Origin of the sequence: Veillonella infantium (assembly GCF_002959895.1) — a bacterium.
GTDB classification, from domain to species: Bacteria; Bacillota; Negativicutes; order Veillonellales; family Veillonellaceae; genus Veillonella; species Veillonella infantium.
The window spans coordinates 13,427-31,118 of sequence record NZ_PPDD01000015.1 but is presented as its reverse complement, the minus strand read 5'-3'; the positions used below and the strand labels follow the sequence as shown (position 1 = coordinate 31,118).

At 39.2% G+C, this 17,692-nt stretch carries 17 protein-coding genes; 8 read left to right on the top strand and 9 right to left on the bottom strand.

What is annotated here, in order from left to right; translation table 11 throughout:
• Position 1 precedes the first annotated feature (1 nt).
• From gyrB to dnaA, 7 genes are all read right to left on the bottom strand, one after another.
• Positions 2 to 1,903 (bottom strand): DNA topoisomerase (ATP-hydrolyzing) subunit B, encoded by a 1,902-nt coding sequence (gyrB, locus tag VCHSUH03_RS09280; protein WP_105094812.1) that lies wholly within the window; start codon positions 1,901 to 1,903, stop codon positions 2 to 4.
• Positions 1,904 to 1,978: 75 nt separating this feature from the next.
• Positions 1,979 to 2,227 carry a DUF370 domain-containing protein gene (locus VCHSUH03_RS09275; RefSeq protein ID WP_105086251.1) on the bottom strand — a complete coding sequence of 83 codons (249 nt, stop codon included), beginning with the start codon at positions 2,225 to 2,227 and terminating at the stop codon, positions 1,979 to 1,981.
• A 13-nt stretch (positions 2,228 to 2,240) separates the two neighbouring features.
• Positions 2,241 to 3,143: a DciA family protein gene (locus tag VCHSUH03_RS09270; RefSeq protein WP_105094811.1), complete on the bottom strand. Its 903-nt coding sequence runs from the start codon at positions 3,141 to 3,143 to the stop codon at positions 2,241 to 2,243.
• Positions 3,130 to 4,230, bottom strand: a complete 1,101-nt coding sequence (recF, locus tag VCHSUH03_RS09265; RefSeq protein WP_105094810.1) for a DNA replication/repair protein RecF — start codon at positions 4,228 to 4,230, stop codon at positions 3,130 to 3,132. The genes VCHSUH03_RS09270 and recF overlap by 14 nt, the downstream gene beginning before the upstream one ends.
• Positions 4,231 to 4,233: 3 nt before the next feature.
• The gene (locus VCHSUH03_RS09260) at positions 4,234 to 4,467 is read right to left on the bottom strand and encodes an RNA-binding S4 domain-containing protein (protein WP_105094809.1); all 234 of its coding nucleotides are present in this window, start codon (positions 4,465 to 4,467) and stop codon (positions 4,234 to 4,236) included.
• A gap of 300 nt (positions 4,468 to 4,767) precedes the next feature.
• On the bottom strand, positions 4,768 to 5,880 hold the full coding sequence (gene dnaN, locus VCHSUH03_RS09255; protein WP_105094808.1) for a DNA polymerase III subunit beta: 1,113 nt from the start codon (positions 5,878 to 5,880) through the stop codon (positions 4,768 to 4,770).
• Positions 5,881 to 6,214: 334 nt separating this feature from the next.
• Positions 6,215 to 7,792 carry a chromosomal replication initiator protein DnaA gene (gene dnaA, locus VCHSUH03_RS09250; RefSeq protein ID WP_105094807.1) on the bottom strand — a complete coding sequence of 526 codons (1,578 nt, stop codon included), beginning with the start codon at positions 7,790 to 7,792 and terminating at the stop codon, positions 6,215 to 6,217.
• Positions 7,793 to 9,145: 1,353 nt separating this feature from the next.
• Between dnaA and rpmH the strand changes: the two genes are divergently transcribed.
• The 7 genes from rpmH (at position 9,146) to mnmG (ending at position 15,407) form a co-directional block, all read left to right on the top strand.
• Complete coding sequence (rpmH, locus tag VCHSUH03_RS09245) at positions 9,146 to 9,280, top strand: 50S ribosomal protein L34 (RefSeq protein ID WP_004692946.1); 135 nt, start codon at positions 9,146 to 9,148, stop codon at positions 9,278 to 9,280.
• 79 nt (positions 9,281 to 9,359) lie between these two features.
• The gene (gene rnpA / locus VCHSUH03_RS09240; protein ID WP_105094806.1) at positions 9,360 to 9,719 is read left to right on the top strand and encodes a ribonuclease P protein component; all 360 of its coding nucleotides are present in this window, start codon (positions 9,360 to 9,362) and stop codon (positions 9,717 to 9,719) included.
• A 48-nt stretch (positions 9,720 to 9,767) separates the two neighbouring features.
• A complete protein-coding gene (yidD, locus tag VCHSUH03_RS09235; protein WP_012865047.1) occupies positions 9,768 to 9,989 on the top strand; it encodes a membrane protein insertion efficiency factor YidD in 222 nt (73 codons plus the stop codon).
• Positions 9,990 to 10,157: 168 nt separating this feature from the next.
• Complete coding sequence (locus VCHSUH03_RS09230; protein ID WP_024066050.1) at positions 10,158 to 10,826, top strand: YidC/Oxa1 family membrane protein insertase; 669 nt, start codon at positions 10,158 to 10,160, stop codon at positions 10,824 to 10,826.
• Between the two features lie 8 nt (positions 10,827 to 10,834).
• Positions 10,835 to 11,632, top strand: a complete 798-nt coding sequence (gene jag, locus VCHSUH03_RS09225) for an RNA-binding cell elongation regulator Jag/EloR (RefSeq protein ID WP_105094805.1) — start codon at positions 10,835 to 10,837, stop codon at positions 11,630 to 11,632.
• A gap of 187 nt (positions 11,633 to 11,819) precedes the next feature.
• Positions 11,820 to 13,205 (top strand): tRNA uridine-5-carboxymethylaminomethyl(34) synthesis GTPase MnmE, encoded by a 1,386-nt coding sequence (gene mnmE, locus VCHSUH03_RS09220; RefSeq protein ID WP_105094804.1) that lies wholly within the window; start codon positions 11,820 to 11,822, stop codon positions 13,203 to 13,205.
• Positions 13,206 to 13,535: 330 nt separating this feature from the next.
• Positions 13,536 to 15,407, top strand: coding sequence for a tRNA uridine-5-carboxymethylaminomethyl(34) synthesis enzyme MnmG (gene mnmG, locus VCHSUH03_RS09215; protein WP_105094803.1), 1,872 nt, complete (start codon positions 13,536 to 13,538; stop codon positions 15,405 to 15,407).
• A 74-nt stretch (positions 15,408 to 15,481) separates the two neighbouring features.
• Here the strand turns inward: mnmG and vapC are convergent, their stop codons facing one another.
• Entirely contained in the window at positions 15,482 to 15,892 is a 411-nt protein-coding gene (gene vapC, locus VCHSUH03_RS09210; RefSeq protein ID WP_105086243.1) for a type II toxin-antitoxin system tRNA(fMet)-specific endonuclease VapC, read from the bottom strand.
• The gene (gene vapB, locus VCHSUH03_RS09205; RefSeq protein ID WP_005384838.1) at positions 15,889 to 16,119 is read right to left on the bottom strand and encodes a type II toxin-antitoxin system antitoxin VapB; all 231 of its coding nucleotides are present in this window, start codon (positions 16,117 to 16,119) and stop codon (positions 15,889 to 15,891) included. The genes vapC and vapB overlap by 4 nt, the downstream gene beginning before the upstream one ends.
• 756 nt (positions 16,120 to 16,875) lie before the next feature.
• Here vapB and rsmG point away from each other — a divergent pair.
• Positions 16,876 to 17,628 (top strand): 16S rRNA (guanine(527)-N(7))-methyltransferase RsmG, encoded by a 753-nt coding sequence (rsmG, locus tag VCHSUH03_RS09200; RefSeq protein ID WP_105094802.1) that lies wholly within the window; start codon positions 16,876 to 16,878, stop codon positions 17,626 to 17,628.
• The last annotated feature ends 64 nt before the right edge of the window (positions 17,629 to 17,692 follow it).

The following is a 17,692-nucleotide window of genomic DNA, read 5'->3' as shown; positions in this document are numbered from 1 at the left end:
CTTACAAATCTAGATTACGCACGTATTTTGCGTTATCTTCAATAAATTTACGACGAGGTTCTACCTTATCGCCCATAAGAACTGTAAAAATTTTGTCAGCTTCGATGGAATCTTCCAAGCTAACTTGTAAAATCGTACGGTTTTCAGGGTTCATAGTAGTTTCCCATAATTGTTCAGGGTTCATTTCACCTAAACCTTTGTAACGTTGGATTGTAATACCATCACGGCCTACTTCATCAAGTTTAGCAGTAAGCTCTGCATCAGAGTATACATACCAATGGGATTTACCCTTCTTGATTTGGTACAAAGGTGGCTGAGCAATGTAAATATGACCTTCCTCTACCAATGGTTTCATATAGCGGTAGAAGAATGTTAATAACAAGGTACGGATATGAGCGCCGTCAACGTCCGCATCTGTCATAATGATGATCTTGTTATAACGGGATTTTGTAATATCGAATTCTTCTCCAATGCCAGTACCGAAAGCGGTAATCATGGAGCGAATTTCGTTATTTGCCAAAATCTTATCAAGGCGCGCTTTTTCTACGTTAAGGATCTTACCACGCAATGGCAAAATCGCTTGGTAACGACGGTCACGACCTTGTTTTGCAGAACCGCCCGCAGAGTCACCTTCGACTAGATAAATTTCAGTCATAGATGTATCTTTTTCGGAGCAATCTGCCAATTTACCAGGAAGGCTAGATACTTCTAACGCATTTTTACGGCGAGTTAAGTCGCGGGCTTTACGAGCAGCCTCACGAGCACGGCTTGCCATTGTTGCTTTTTCGATGATTTTCTTCGCATCTTGAGGATGTTCTTCGAAGAATGTTCTAAGACCTTCAGATACGATAACATCTGTAATACCTTTAACTTCGCTATTGCCAAGTTTAGTTTTTGTTTGGCCTTCAAATTGAGGTTCCAATACTTTTACAGATACAACAGCTGTCAAACCTTCACGTACGTCTTCACCAGAAAGGTTGGACTCATTTTCCTTGATCAATCCAGATTTACGACCGTAATCATTGAGGGTACGAGTCAAGGCAGCACGGAAACCAGAAAGGTGAGTACCACCGTCAACAGTGTTGATGTTATTTACGAAGGACAACAAGTTTTCGCTGTAGCTATCGTTATATTGCAATGCTACGTCTACTACTACGTCATCTTTTGTATTTTCAATGTAAATTACAGTTGGGTTTACTACTTCTTTATTTTCATTCAAGAAGGTAATGAAAGAACTCAAACCACCTTCGTAGTGGAAGCTTTCAACACGAGGTTCCTCTTGGCGCAAATCGCTCAATGTAATGCGAAGACCTTTATTAAGGAATGCCAATTCTTGTAAACGAATTTTCAATGTATCAAAGTTGAATACAGTAGTTTCAAAGATTTCAGCATCTGGTTTGAAGATAACTGTAGTACCAGTACCTTCTGCTTTGCCAATTTCATGTAACTCGGAAGTTTTATGACCACGAGCAAAGGAAATCTCTTGAATGATGCCGTTTTGAGCTACTTGAACCTTAGTCCATTCACTCAACGCATTTACTACGGAAATACCTACGCCGTGAAGACCACCAGATACCTTGTAGCCGCCACCGCCAAATTTACCGCCAGCATGCAATTTTGTTAATACTAACTCAACCGCAGACATACCGGATTCATGCATCCCTGTAGGAATACCACGACCATCATCGACAACAGTGATGCTGTTATCTTCATTAATGGATACTTCGATATGTGTAGCGTAACCTGCGAGCGCTTCGTCTACAGAGTTATCTACTACTTCATAAACGAGGTGATGTAAACCGCGAATGGACGTACTACCAATGTACATACCAGGGCGTTTACGTACCGCGTCAAGACCCTCAAGAACCTGTATATTCTGAGCGCCATAATTTTCTTCAGGCATGAAACAAACTCCTCCTAACAATCTATTACACTGTACTGGATTGAAATTTGGTACAACACATGTACAGGATTAAACTTATCTCTTTATTATACTATAAAATTCATCAATTCGCCTCATTAAAGTCTTAATGCTAATACCAGATCCGTAAACGCAATCATCAGTGACCACATAGGTCTTGATTTGCTCCTCTGGTACCATGGCGATATACTCTAGTGTTTCATAGTGATGAATAGGACTTTTATGGGACTTTCCGCCCTTGGCGTGCACCATGGTAATGATGGATTCAATAGGCACGGAAACGGTATCCCCAATATGAACGTACATAGGAATGCCTCCTCTACTTTTCTAATGTCCCATTTAATGAATCAATTTTCCGCTGTTCCTCTTCTGCAAGGAACTTAGATCGATACTTGTTACACAAATTAATAACATGCTGGTCTGTTAACTCATCAGGCTTCTTATGAGTGATGAGCATAGCCACCATATACATGTGACGGCGATTAATGGACCCTTTATAAATTTTATCTAAGTAAAAGTATATAGATTCCCGCATGGCTTCTGCAAAATCTGGGAAGGTACACTGTATAAACTGCTGACAATCGCTATATTTAAAGTACGGATACTTTCTAATAACCGCCTTAATGTCCTTAATATGTTTTCGATGCAATTCATATTCACAGGTCGGACAGATTTCTTTTTTAGATTCCATATGCATGCCACATCGCTTACAACGATGATACCCATGCTGCTCTAAATAGATTTCCCGCTTTCGAGCCGTAATTTGTACTTTTCTGAAAGCAGCCTTTAATTCTTCGTTATCCGTTTGTTCTAACGATTTATCGATGGCGTCTACATCTTCTTTTGAAAGCACGATGTCTGCAAAATTAATCTTTTTAGATTCCCCTATTTTGTCAGGAAGAGATATAGACGTATTGGTGTCTACTTTCACATAGCTCTGACGTTTCATAATAAAGCGAATATCTGTGATGACCTCTTGGCGGTAATACTTGTTTATGGCCTCGATGATGCGTCGTTTTTGCATCTGTAGTTCCTGCATCCACATGGAATTATCTGCACTGATAACCATATCTGGAGGCTTGATAGACACAATTTTCGTATGGTCTGCAATGACATCGCCCACTACATCACGCCACTTGTGAACGAGGGTATTTAATTTATATTTTTCCAGTAAATTCAGTTTTGATAAGGCCTTTGTTAAACAAAGATCAAGGCTGTCCATACTGAACCTTTCCCCCTTCACAAGAAATAAATTGAACAGATTTCAAATCTTTAAAATCATGAATGTCTGTAGTAGTAATAAATGTTTGAATGCGTTTATGAATAAACTGCAATAAATTCGCTCGTCTCGACTCATCAAGTTCGCTCAATACATCATCTAGTAGCAGAACTGGATATTCCCCAACCTCGGACTTAATAAACTCAAGCTCGCTCAACTTTAAGGACAATACAGCTGTTCGTTGCTGCCCTTGGGATCCAAATTTCTTTAAATCCATCGCATCAGAGAAAAATCTAAGATCATCGCGGTGAGGACCTACGCTGGTGGTCATCCGATGACGATCCTGTGGCAATGCTGCTTTAATGCGCTCGTAAAAACCTTCCTTTGTATACTCTAATGAACCATTGTCCATATAAGGCTGTTCATAACCGATGGTCAAATTCTCAAGACCACCCGTCAATTTACGGTTCATCAAATCGATGAGAAGGTTAATTTTCTTCAAGCTTTCTAACCGTTTCTTTACGATAAAACTCGCCATATCGGCTAATTGCAAATCCCATTCTTCAAGAGGAATGTTCTGCTTACCTCTATATTCTTTAAGGATCGCATTGCGCTGCTGTAATAACCGATTATACTGCATCAACTGATGATAATAAGTAGCACTCGTCTGAGAGATTTCCATATCGAGAAAACGTCTACGTCCCGACGGAGTCCCCTTGATGAGCTGTAAATCTTCAGGACAGAAGATAACTGTATTTAATGTACCAATCAGTTCTTTTTGCGATATTTTAGTATCATTTAAACGAATATCCTTAGGACCTTGGCGGAATAACTTAATATTTACCTTTTGTGGCGTATCCTTTTTCTCGAACTTAACGACAATGCCTGATTCCTCAGCATTGAACATGAGCATATCAGACGTATCGTTGGTCCGATGGCTTTTACCAATGGTACCCACATAAATGGACTCGAGGATATTCGTCTTACCAGCCCCATTGGTGCCGTGCAAAACGATAATCTCCGGGTTGAACTGAATCTGTACATCCTTGTAATTACGAAACTGGAATAATTGCAGTGAGTCAATTCTCACCGATTAAGCCTCCTCTTGAGTAATTACGAGATCTACATCGAGACCTTCGCAAGAAATCACATCGCCAACGCGGCATTTCTTGCGTTTCTCTGTGACAACTTGACCATTCAAAGTAAGGATACCTTCTTCGATAAAGGATTTAATTTGACCACCTGTTTCGATGATGCCTTCTAACTTCAACAACTGATCAATTTGAATGTACTCCGTATGAATGGGTACCTGCTGTTGCGCTTTCATAACGTCCTCCTATAGTGGACAATTTATAACTATATGGGAATTAGGTAACGATGACTTTTACTCATCATTACCTAATATAGATTTGTATATTAATTCAATAAAATATACAACGTAGTGATTGTATTATCAATAAACTAATAATAGACTGACTTTAACATTATTAATTATTTAGTACCAGAGTACAGTTCCTCACTGTGAATTTTCTTTAGGCTACGTTGTAGCCTAGAAAATTTTACGTTCGGAACAAAGTGATGCAGTGTCCCTGTCGTCGCAAGCTCCTCCATTGACTACTGCCCTACTTTATGCATTCGTACGAACTGGTGTTACTACGTATGTATAGTTCGGATTATTATCTTGGCGAATAACAACTGGACCATTTTGTTTTAAGAACAAGTGGATATTGTCGCCTGTGCTATGGCGCAAGATATCAGAGATATAACGACCATTGAAGGAGATTGTGAAAGGTGTGCCTTTAAATTCAACAGCTACGTCTTCTTTTGCCATACCGATTTCAGTATTTTGAGTAGACAATGTTACATTACTTTCAGCCCAATCATAACGAATTACGTTATAGCTGATGTCTTTAGCCAACAAGGATACGCGGTCAACGGCACCAGCGAATTCGCGGAGGTCAATAACAGCGCTAGAGTCGAATTGGGAAGGAATAACCTTTTCATATTCAGGGTATGTGCCTTCAATTAAACGAGAAATAATGTAAATCGATTCAAAGTTGAAAACGATTTGTGTGCGGTTCCAAATGATGTTGATCATCGCTGGATTATCTGTTGGTAACAAACGAGATACTTCAGCCAACGTTTTTGTAGGAATGATAGCACGCATTGGCGTAGTTGCTGGTTCATCGATAGTAATTTTCTTAACAGCCATGCGGTGTGTATCAGTGGCAACCATTGTTACTTCGTTTTCTTTAATTTCAAGAAGAGCACCAGTAAATACAGGACGATCTTCGTCAGTAGCAGCTGCATAGTTTGTTAAATCGATGAGTTCTTTCATAGCAAAGCTATCAATGTTTACATGATCTTGGTCGTGAATTTGTTCAACCAAGGAGAAATCATCTGGATGTAATGTTACGAGGTTAAATTCGGAAGAACCAGATGTGATTGTTAAAGAATTACCGTCCTCTGGTTTATAAAGTTCGATGGTATCGCCAGGTAATTTGCGAATTAATTCTTGGAAATAACGGGAACCTACAACTAATGTGCCAGGTTCTTTGATGTCGCCATCGATGGTTAAACGAATACCGAGTTCAAAGTCGTTACCTTGCAATTCTACTTGACCATTTTTTGTTGTCATGTAGATAGCACCTGGTAAATTGGAACTTGTTTTATTTTGAGATACTTTTTGCAATACGTTGATTGCTTTTTGGAGATTTGCTTTTGGGAATGTAATATGCATATATAACTCCTTTTTGATTTCTATATTTCTATATATTGTAGAAGCTCTAATAATTACTTATCTTGTTTGTAATATTCTATGTTTGCTATCGTACATGCTCTATAGATATTCTGCGATAGATCTGTTTCTACTGGTTTTTTGATTGTTTGTTAGTTTTAGTAGTAGTAATAGTAGGGGCCTGTTCATATGTGTAAAAGTGAATTGGCGCTACTAACTGTGTGATTTCTCGGTTGTGTATAACTATGTTGATAGTTTGTAACCACTTATCCACATACTCACAGCAGAGTGCAGTTTTTAGGATATCCACAAAGTTACGCACAATATATCCACAGAGTTATCCACAGGTTGTTAATTTCTGTTTAATTTCAGAAATCATGTTCTTAGTTTCTTCGTTTCGTTCAATTTCCTTCGTAATTTTATCGTACGCATGGAGAATTGTCGTATGGTCACGAGAGAAGGCTGCTGCGATTTGCGGATAACTTTCATTGATCATATCGCGGCATAGATACATGGCCACTTGGCGTGGAAATGCGAACTGTGCCTTACGCTTCTTGCCGAGCAAGTCTTGCTTTTTAATACTGAAATAAGAACTTACAAAATTCTGGATACTTTCAATAGTGACCATGTTCACCTCTTCGGTGTGAACGAGGCCAGCCAAGGCTTGTTTAGTGTATTCTAGATCGATAGATTCAAGACGTTGATCGATGGATGCGGTACCGATTAATTTTGTGAAAGCCCCTTGCAACACGCGGACATTTTCGCTAAATTGTAATGCCACATAGTTGATGGAGTCGTTATCGATGCGGATAACGCGATTTTTCTTATATTCTCGTTCCAGCAAAGATCTAAAGATGGCAATGCGTGTTTCTAAATCTGGATTTTCCATGGTAGCAATATAGCCAGCTTGGAAACGAGAACGAAGACGGTCTTCGAATTGCTCCATATCGTTTGGCATCGTATCAGAGGTGAGGACGATTTGCTTGTTGTTATTTAATAACTCATTGAACGTATTAAATAGCTCAGTTTTCGTACTTTCACGACTTTCAAGGAACTGAATATCGTCAATCATGAGCACGTCGATGTTGCGGAATGTGTTGCGGAACAATTTACCTTGGTTACGCTGCAATGTTTCTACGAAAATGTTCATAAAGTTTTCGCTCGTAATGGACATAACCTTCATGTGAGGATGATTTTCCTTGATAGCGTTGCCGATGGCGTGCATCAAATGCGTTTTACCTAGACCTGAAGGGCCATAAATAAAGAGCGGATTATAGTCGCCGCCTGGGAACTCAGCTACATTTTGAGCCGCCCCAAATGGAATGCGGTTCGCGTTGCCTGTAACGTAGTTGTCAAAACGGTACGCTGGATTAAGGTTAGATAAGGATAAATCCACAGGTACATTATCAGACTGTAATGTAGGTGTTGTAGTTTCAACTGTTTTACTAGGCGCTACCATTGGCTCATCTGGAATATTCACAGGAGCTGGTGCGCGGTCGATATAGACAGGCTCTTGATAGATTGGTTTATAGAACTCATCTTGTTGAGCTTTTTCCTCTACCACAGGCGGTAATGGCATCGGTGGAGCCACTACAGGTGCATCATCGATGAGACTTTCATCAACAAAGGTAGTATCTATACTCTCTTGATTGAAATCAAATAACACCATATCCCGATGGGAACCGATAACCGTAGTAATAGCATCCTGTAAAGCCTTGCTAATCTGCGGCTGCTGATCGATTAAGTTTTTAACAAATGTTTGCATGACCCCTATATGGATCGAATGACTGTCGAGAGACATGGGAATCAACGATGACGTGACGCGCAAGTACAACGCGTCAGGCAAATGTTGCATGTTCTTTTTCGCCTCTTGCAATATATGTTCCCATATATTATTCAAATCAAATGATTGCATGACGTGCCTCTTGTGTATAACTATTGCGATAAATGTGTATAACTTTAGGAATAATGTGTATAACTATTGTGAAAGCTGTGGAAAAACCTGTTATTCCTGTGAATAACCTGTACACAACCTGTGAATAAGTGAAAATAAAATTCTCTTCCAACCAGATAATAACTGACTTTATAGATTACACAGGTTAAAAGAGAAAAAATGTGGATAACCTTAAAAGTTATCCAACAAAAACTTATAAAAATATATACTTTTTCCTAATTTCAAGTATGATTGTACCAAAAAATCACTAGTTTGTCATTTATTCTGTGGATAACTTTTGATTATCTGAAGGAGAAATGTTAATAACTCAGTAATTATCTCATCTTTTGTTCATCAATTACTTTTGGGGGAGGACTGAAAACTACTTTTATTGAATTACAATTTGTATATGAACTATATTTAACTAAGTAACGATGAGTTATAAATCTAATTTTTATCCATCTATTTTTACATTTGTTTCTAGATTACTTTTAGGAAGGGATTGATACTAATTTTCTCGCTCCATTCTGACGCAAGTCGCTTAAAAATTAGTATCAATCCCCTTTCTAACAATAATAGATAACCATGTTAATAAATAATAATTGTGGAAAAGTAATCTAGAAACTATCCAATCATCGTTACTAAACAATAAACTTCTGTTAATAAAACAAATTGTAATTTTATATGGCGTAGAGGGAAAAGGGAGAAAACCACATCTATTCTTCCCCTCTTTCTAACTAGAGATCAAAAGGTAAATTTGTCTTATATAAAAAGATTAGAATGAGAGTTCTTGTATTGCTAATAATTGATGTTACGTTTACATCGTGTAGTGGTGTGTAAGGTGAGTTTAGGGTTTACTTAGGGAGGGAATATAGGGTCCTTTTGAGCGACTTTACGCGTCGTATGGAGCGATGAAGGAGCCCTATATTCCTCCCCCTGGAAACGTAACATCATTCTCATCTCCTCCCCCAGCGGTTAAAAGGTAAAATTTGTTAATCTTAGATCCGTATTCTGAAAGACTTTTAGATTTGCTATAAAAACTGATACTACTTTTTATACTGGTAGTAGGTGTTATAGTAGTCATTAAAATGTGTTAGGAGCAGGAATAGATGTGGATTTTTGACCGACTTACGTGTCGTATGGAGGGAGAAAACCACATCTATTCCTGCTCCTATAAAAGTAGTATCAGTTTTAAGTTCTATCGGATTTAAGTAAAATCTATATAAAAGTCTTTCAGAATAGCCCTAAAATATTGACAAATTTACGTTTTAACTCTATAATTACCCTGTTATGGTATAAGTAAAACAATACAAATGACGAGGAGGTGTTTTACTAATGAAACGTACTTACCAACCAAATACTCTTTGGAGAAAACGTACCCATGGTTTCCGTGAACGCATGAAAACTATCGGTGGCCGTCTCGTTTTAAAAAGAAGACGTGCAAAAGGCAGAAAACGCTTATCTGCATAATATAATAGCTGTTAGGCAGGAGAAAAAACTTGGCGCTGCTGCCAAGTTTTTCTATTCTTAGGACTTAAGGACAATGCATATGGATTATTGCCTCGATAAAGCAAGACGACTGACGCACAATAATGAATATCGCCTTGTGTATAAGCACGGAAAATACGAAGTAGGACGTATGTGTGTACTCTATCGTATGCCCGTGGCGAAGCAATCTACTCGCATTGGTTTTGTAACAGGCAAAAAGGTTGGTTGTGCTGTTGAGCGCAACCGAGCTAGACGGCTCATGAAAGAGGTATATCGCCTCAATCAACATTCCATACGCGAAGGGTATCATATCGTAATTGTTGGACGTGGCCCTCTGAAAAACGCTACCTACGAAAAAGCGGAAAAGGAGATTTTGTATCTCTTGCGAAAAAGCAAATTATTGGTACAAAATGATAAATAGGACCACAAGTTAGAGGCTTTGGTCCTTTTTGTGTATATGGAGATTTCTATGAAACGCTGTATAACAATGCTTTTACGACTTTTAATTAGGTTCTATCAGCTTGCCATATCTCCCTTAAAACCTGGATGTTGCCGTTATTATCCGACATGTTCCACATATACTTTGCAGGCCATCGAAAAATATGGTCCTTTGAAAGGTAGCTGGATGGGTTTAAAACGCATTCTTCGCTGCCATCCTTTCCACAAGGGTGGCTATGACCCAGTACCATAATCTATTTTTGATTAGGCTGGATGCGTTCTGTGAAAGCAACTTTCACAAAAAACATCTAGCACAGTTTTGGAAATACCTGAGCATCTGTATGGATGAAATTTAGACCATACCATAACGATATATGGATGCGCAAAGGACGGTTTCGGACTGTAAGAAAAAGGAGAAACAATGGAATTCTTAAGTAGTATATTCCACCCTATCGTTGAATTGATGACTACATTGGTAACCTATGCGTTCCAATTAACTCAAATGGTAGGCTATCCAAGCTACGGTGTGGCTATTATCCTTTTAACAATCGTTATTAAAGCGGTTTTGGCACCACTTACTGTAAAACAAATCAAATCCATGAAGGCTATGCAAGAGTTACAGCCTCGCATGAAAGAATTGCAAGATAAATACAAAAACGATCCTGCAAAACTTCAAGCAGAAATGGGTGCATTGTACAAAGAAATGGGTGTTAACCCATTGGCTGGTTGTTTGCCTCTATTGGTGCAAATGCCATTCTTGATCGCTATCTTCTATGCTTTACAAGGCTATCCATACGATCAAAACTATGTACAATTCTTATGGCTTCCTAGTCTTGGTGAACCAGATCCAATGTATATTTTGCCAGTATTGAGTGCATTATCTACATGGATTATGTCCAAGCAAACTAGTAGCGGTGCAACTGGTGCTGCTGCGCAACAACAAAAGATTATGACAATCTTTATGCCTTTATTCATTGGTTACATCTCCCTTAACTTCCCATCTGGCTTAGTTATTTACTGGATCGTATCCAATGTATTCCAATTTGTGCAACAACATTTCATTTACAAAAGCTTAGAAGCTAAGAAATAGGAGACACTATGGAATTTATCGATGTATCTGCTAAAACCATTGAAGATGCCATTGCCAAAGGCGTAGCTCAATTGGCTGAAGATGGCCAAGAATTGGTAGAAACTAAAGTCTTGGAACAACCTTCTAATGGCTTCTTGGGCATTGGTCGTAAACCAGCAGTTGTTCGCTTATTCTTCACATCTGTAGCTAAAACTGCTACGCAAGAAGAAGTAGCTCATGTAGAAGAACAATCTGTAGCTGTTGCTTCCAAGCCAGTAGCAACAAGTGAAACAGAAGTACAAGATACAGCAGTTGAAACTTCTGAAGGTGATGTTGTAGAAAAACCTTCTAAAAAGGAACTTTCAAAAGAAGAGCAACAAGAAATTGCTGAAAAAGGTAAACAATTCCTCGATGATATGTTTACACAAATGGGCCTCACTGTAGTTATCGAAAAAATGATGACTAAAGATAAGATTACATTCCAAGTACACGGCGAAGATTTAGGTATTTTGATCGGTAAACATGGTCAAACATTGGATGCTATTCAATACTTAACAAATCTCGTGGCTCACAAGGATGTGTCTGGCCACTGCCACATCGTTGTAGATGTGGAAAATTACCGTTCTCGTCGAGAAGAAACATTGGTAAATCTCGCGAAACGCTTGGCTTCTAAGGTGAAACGCAACCGTCAAAAGGTTTCCTTAGAACCGATGAATGCTTTTGAACGTAAAATCATTCACACTGCCCTTCAAGGGGATAAAAACGTTGTTACTAACAGTGAAGGGGACGAACCATTCCGTCACGTTGTGATTACGTACAAAAAATAATATAGTGGTGCAGCTTTCAAGTGACTGAATTCATGGTTGCTTGAGGGCTGCCCCCCTTTATTCTTTAGGTTATGGTGAAAGCTAACCTAAGTTAATCTTCGCATGCAAAGATTAGTTTAGTTTAACTTTCACAGGCGAAGAACATATACAAAAGCAAATACTAGATAATCGAAATACGGAGATATGTATGTATATAGATGATACAATAGCGGCCATTGCGACGCCGCCCGGCATCGGCGGGGTTGGCATTATTCGGGTCAGCGGTAAGGATAGTTTTCCTATTGTAAATAGCCTGTTCAAGAGCGCTGGCACCGTTCCTTTGATGGACCGCCAAAACAGAACGATACAATACGGAACCATTGTGGATCCAGCAACGAATAAGACCATCGACGAGGTTCTTGTATTATTAATGAAAGGCCCTCATTCTTACACCGCAGAAGACGTGGTAGAAATTCAGTGTCACGGCGGTATTGTGCCGGTTCGACAAATCTTGAAACTGCTCGTAAATCACGATGTGCGCATGGCAGAGGCCGGCGAATTTACGAAGCGCGCCTTTATGAATGGACGTATCGACCTCACCCAAGCGGAGGCGATCATTGATATTATTGAAGCAAAAACAGAGGACTCCCTCTCTCTCGCTGTATCGCAGCTAGACGGCACAGTTTCGTCCTTTGTAAAAGATGTGCGTGAACAGCTCATCGCCATGATTGCTCATTTAGAGGTAACCATCGACTATCCAGAAGAGGATATCGAGGATGTAACGAGCCAAGAGGTTCGTGAGCAGCTAGAGCCTATTTTGAAAGCTATGGACGATTTGTTGTCCACAGCGAACACAGGTCGCCTTATTCGCGACGGTATTACGACGGTTATTGTAGGCCGCCCAAATGCAGGTAAATCGAGCCTTATGAATGCTCTATTGCGTGAAAACCGCGCTATTGTAACGGATATTCCGGGGACAACACGGGACAGTATTGAAGAATATATGACCGTAGAAGGCATTTCTCTGCGCCTCATCGATACGGCAGGTATTCGCGATACTCAAGATACGGTAGAAGCCCTCGGCGTGGAACGGGCTCGCGATTATATTAACAAAGCAGACATCGTGCTCTGTGTTATCGATGGATCTACGCCATTAACCCCTGAAGAAATCGAAATTTTGACCTCTGTCAGCGGTTTGAATACCATCGTACTCCTCAATAAGTCCGATGTGGCACAAGTCGTTACAGATGAAAATATTAAAGAACACGGGACTTTTACAGCTATTGAGCGCATTAGTGCCAAAGAAGGCGAAGGCTCTGCAGTCCTCTCTAAATGGGTACAAGAACTCGTCTACGGCGGTCGTGTAAAACAAGACAATAGCGCCATGATCAGTAACGTGCGCCACATTAGCCTCATGGAACAAGCAAAGGCGCAAGTTGAACAAGCCCTCTCCTCCATCGATATGGGCATGCCAGTGGACTTTGTCGCTACCGACCTGCGCAGCGCCTGGGAACTACTTGGGGACATCACGGGCGACACCATCCGAGAATCCATGATCGATGAACTATTTAGTCGATTCTGCTTAGGAAAGTAGGGTGTGAGCTAACAGAGGAGCATTAGCGACGATGGGAGCCACACATCACTTTGGTCGGAGCGTGCAATTTTTCGAAGAAAAATGCCCAGCGAGCGACCTGGACATTGGGCTAAACCCAAGCATCACTTTGTTCCGAACGTAAAATTTTCTAGGCTACAACGTAGCCTAAAGAAAATTCACAGTGAGGAACTGGACTCTGGGTCAAACCAAAGCATCACTTTAAAAACTTTTACAGTGAGGATCCGGACTCTAGGATATTTTGCCTTGCAGTTTTGAGTAAAATAAACTTTCACAATAAGATAAGTAACAAATATAAGGAATTCAATTGATATGTACACAGTAGATAATTATGATGTCATCGTCATCGGTGGTGGTCATGCTGGTTGTGAGGCGGCCCTCGCCGCTGCCCGCATGGGTCATCGCACGTTGATGGCGACCATCAGTTTAGATAATATTGCGCTTATGCCATGTAATCCTGCCGTTGGCGGTCCTGGTAAAAGTCATCTTGTTTATGAGCTTGATGCCTTAGGCGGTCAAATGGGTATCAACGCTGACGCTACGGCTATCCAAATGCGTATGCTCAACATGGGTAAAGGCCCTGCAGTGCATTCCTTGCGCTGCCAATCTGATAAAATCAAATACCAACATTTGATGAAACAAACCATTGAAAATACAGAGAATCTCAATGTTAAGCAAATCATGGTAACTGAGCTTAAGGTTGAGGATGGCAAGGTAACAGGTATTGTAACAGAACTTGGCGAATTCTATGGTGCTAAGGCTGTTATTCTTTGTACAGGTACCTACTTGAAAGGTAAAATCCTCATCGGCGATATCGATTATGTAGGTGGTCCAAATGGTCAACGTGTAGCAGAACATTTCTCTCAATCCTTGCTAGATAATGGCATTGAGTTGATGCGCTTTAAGACTGGTACGCCAGCTCGCGTAGATAAACGCACGCTTAACCTCGAAAACATGGAGGTTCAAGAAGGCGATACACATCATCACTCTTTCTCTTTCATGGATGAATGGATTAACCGCAATGAAGACGTATGTTGGTTGACCTATACTAACAAAGAAACGCATGAAATCATTACGAGCAATATTCACCGCGCTCCAATGTACAGTGGTAAAATTGAAGGCGTAGGCCCTCGTTACTGCCCTTCCATCGAAGATAAAGTAGTGCGCTTTGCCGATAAAGAACGTCATCAATTATTCGTAGAACCAGAAGGTACTAGCACAAACGAAATGTACGTGCAAGGCATGAGTACGTCTCTTCCAATGGACGTACAATATGCATTCCTTCGCACCATTCCAGGCCTTGAAAATGTAGAAATCATGCGCCCTGCCTATGCCATTGAATACGATTGTTTGAACCCAACACAATTAACACCAGCCCTTCAAGTGAAACATATTGAAGGCCTCTACTCTGCTGGTCAAGCAAATGGTACATCTGGCTATGAAGAAGCCGCTGCACAAGGTCTAATGGCTGGTATTAATGCTGCTTTATGGCTTGAAGGTAAAGAACCGTTTATCCTTGCTCGCTCTGAAGCCTATATCGGTGTTCTCATCGATGATCTCGTAACAAAAGGTACGAATGAACCGTACCGTATGATGACAAGCCGTAGCGAATATCGTCTATTGCTTCGTCAAGATAATGCAGATATGCGTCTTACTGAAAAAGGCCGTGCTATCGGTCTTGTAAAAGACGATCGTTGGGCTAAATTTACAGCTAAGAAAGCTGCTATCGAAGAAGCGATGGATATGTTGCGAAATACACCTGTTAATCCATCTAAGGAAACACAAGCCTTACTTGAAAGCTTAGGTACAGCACCGATTAGAACGGGCATTCACGCCTACGATTTGGTGAAACGTAACGAACTTTCTTATGCTATCGTAGCCGATGCATTTGGTTTGAAACGCTATACACCTGACATAGAAGAAGCTGTTGATATCTCCATTACGTACGAAGGTTATATTAAAAAGCAAATGGACCAAGTCGACAAGGTTCGCAAATTAGAAGAAAAAATTCTTCCAAAAGAATGGGATTACACACAAATTAAGGGCATCTCCCTTGAAGCTCAACAAAAGCTCAATAAAATCCGCCCTCACTCCATTGGCCAAGCAAGCCGTATCTCTGGCGTATCCCCGGCGGACGTATCTGTTTTGTTGATTCAACTAGAACAATACAATCGAAGCAAATAAAATATGTGATTGCATAGAAAAAAGCTAGCTAATTTGATTTAGCTAGCTTTTTTAGTAACTATTTATAGTTTTAATTAGCTTAATGGTTTGGACCAATCTTCAACTTCTAATTGCCTTACTCTTTCAAACTCTTTTGTATTATTAGTAACAATGGTAAGACCCTTTGACTTTGCGTGGCTTGCAATGAGCAGATCCATAGGACCAATAATTTTTCCTTGTGATTGTAAATCTGCTTTTATTTTTCCATATTCCTCAGCAGCGTGGCTGTCAAAATCAACAATTTGGATAGGCGATAATAAAAGTGTTAAAGCTAATCTATTTTTATCTTTTGATTGGCTTTTTTCTACACCATGCATTAACTCAGCATATGTAATTGATGATATACATATATCTGAAGGACGATGCTTTAAAATTTTTTGTAGTACAACTTCTGGCTCTTGCTTAATGGCATAAATACATATATTTGTATCTAACATATACTTCATAAGGCTTCACGCTCCTGATGATCGATATCTTCCCGTCCGTTACACATAAAATCATCTGTAAATAATGATAAACCAGCTACAAATCCTGCCCACTCATCATCTTTTGGCATAAGTAAAACTACATTTCCAATTTTGTTGATGATTACTTCATCACCATTAAACCGAAATTCTTTTGGTAATCGTACAGCCTGGCTGCGGCCATTTTCGAATAGCTTTGCTGTGGTCATACATATCACCTCCTTGTTAATAAAAGTATATACCTTGATATATATTTTAACAAGGTATAATTTTGTATACATATCATAATGGAATTTCTGTGTATATTTATATGTATATTTATAAAACACATATTATTCTATGGTTAAAATATGTACACTAGAGAAATACATTAGATGTACATTCAGAATAGACAAAATAATCTATATGTGAAGAAAAGTTCATGGTGATAAATTAGAAATAAATTGTGAAATTTGGTTGATAAAAAGATGAATGATGAAATTGAAATAGAAGAAGAATCTGAAAACTTGATAAAAGATTGAAAATACAGGTCAAAAAGATGGACCGATTTCTCAATTAATTATTTAAATGATAATACAGGTGTAACATCTCTATCCCTACCCCTACCCTATTTTGTTTTGCGCAGGTCATAGCTTTTGTTTGACGAAGACCCTATGTTTTTGTTTATAAATGAGAATACATTGAGAATATGCTATAATATAAAGAAATAATACTTAAATATTTCGCTTATATGGTCATTTTATTAGTTTTTGTATATAAACTATATAAAATTGATCAAATAAGCGGTAGAGCTTAAATTTTTGAGTTTTATAGCATTTGAAATTAGAAATACTATTTCACTATCTCATATATTGTTAATTACATAGATTTATTTATATGATGAGCTATATGACATGAGTTGTATTGAATAATTGTGGATAGCTTTTACTTTTATATAAATATTGAATAATTTATTAGGAGTGCTTATGAAAGAAAAATACGATGTGCCTATAGCACCGGAGTCTGAATTTGTTTCATACATGATGGAGCAAATGAGCCAATTTGGTTTGCCTTGTACGGAAGAGCAAGCGAAGGACTTTTATGTGTATTATGCGCGCATGATTGAAACAAATAAATATCTCAACCTCACTGGTATTACAGATATGAAAGAGGTTGTAGTTAAGCACATGATCGACTCCCTCTCCTGCTATGACCCAAATATCATTAAATCCGGCATGTCTATCATCGATGTTGGTACAGGCGCTGGTTTCCCAGGTATTCCGTTGGCTATATATGACCGTAGCCTCAAGGTTACGCTATTTGATTCTTTGAAAAAACGTCTTACCTTCCTTGAATCCGTTATGGATGAGCTAAAATTGACGAATTGTACGACCTTGCATGGCCGTGCAGAGGATCTTAGTCATCAAGATTACCGTGAAAGCTTCGATATTGCTACGAGTCGTGCAGTGGCACGTTTACCTATTCTTTTGGAATGGACTGTTCCTTATGTTAAAGAAGGTGGTTACGTAATTGCTTTAAAAGGCGCTATATACGAAGAAGAAGTGGGAGAATCTAATAAAGCCCTCAGTACACTAAAAGCGAAGATTGAAGAGGTTCGTACTGTTACTCTGCCAACCTTAGATGATAAACGAGCTATCCTGTACATCAAAAAAACAGGTAAAACACCAAAACAATACCCACGTAAGCCAAAAGAAATTAAAGATAAACCGTTAGTGTAATCTTTAAAGGGGCATATAGTTGCTTGTAAGCACAATATAAACAACAAGAGGATGCAAATCATAG

Bases quoted from the DNA above. Each gene is read 5' to 3' on its own strand.
- rsmG (WP_105094802.1), top strand. From the start codon at position 16,876: ATGAAAGAAAAATACGATGTGCCTATAGCACCGGAGTCTGAATTTGTT.
- gyrB (WP_105094812.1), bottom strand. From the start codon at position 1,903: ATGCCTGAAGAAAATTATGGCGCTCAGAATATACAGGTTCTTGAGGGT.
- dnaA (WP_105094807.1), bottom strand. From the start codon at position 7,792: ATGCAATCATTTGATTTGAATAATATATGGGAACATATATTGCAAGAG.
- mnmG (WP_105094803.1), top strand. From the start codon at position 13,536: ATGTACACAGTAGATAATTATGATGTCATCGTCATCGGTGGTGGTCAT.
- yidD (WP_012865047.1), top strand. From the start codon at position 9,768: ATGAAACGCTGTATAACAATGCTTTTACGACTTTTAATTAGGTTCTAT.
- VCHSUH03_RS09260 (WP_105094809.1), bottom strand. From the start codon at position 4,467: ATGAAAGCGCAACAGCAGGTACCCATTCATACGGAGTACATTCAAATT.
- VCHSUH03_RS09230 (WP_024066050.1), top strand. From the start codon at position 10,158: ATGGAATTCTTAAGTAGTATATTCCACCCTATCGTTGAATTGATGACT.
- rpmH (WP_004692946.1), top strand. From the start codon at position 9,146: ATGAAACGTACTTACCAACCAAATACTCTTTGGAGAAAACGTACCCAT.
- VCHSUH03_RS09275 (WP_105086251.1), bottom strand. From the start codon at position 2,227: ATGTACGTTCATATTGGGGATACCGTTTCCGTGCCTATTGAATCCATC.
- dnaN (WP_105094808.1), bottom strand. From the start codon at position 5,880: ATGCATATTACATTCCCAAAAGCAAATCTCCAAAAAGCAATCAACGTA.
- mnmE (WP_105094804.1), top strand. From the start codon at position 11,820: ATGTATATAGATGATACAATAGCGGCCATTGCGACGCCGCCCGGCATC.
- VCHSUH03_RS09270 (WP_105094811.1), bottom strand. From the start codon at position 3,143: ATGGACAGCCTTGATCTTTGTTTAACAAAGGCCTTATCAAAACTGAAT.
- rnpA (WP_105094806.1), top strand. From the start codon at position 9,360: ATGGATTATTGCCTCGATAAAGCAAGACGACTGACGCACAATAATGAA.
- vapC (WP_105086243.1), bottom strand. From the start codon at position 15,892: ATGAAGTATATGTTAGATACAAATATATGTATTTATGCCATTAAGCAA.
- vapB (WP_005384838.1), bottom strand. From the start codon at position 16,119: ATGACCACAGCAAAGCTATTCGAAAATGGCCGCAGCCAGGCTGTACGA.
- jag (WP_105094805.1), top strand. From the start codon at position 10,835: ATGGAATTTATCGATGTATCTGCTAAAACCATTGAAGATGCCATTGCC.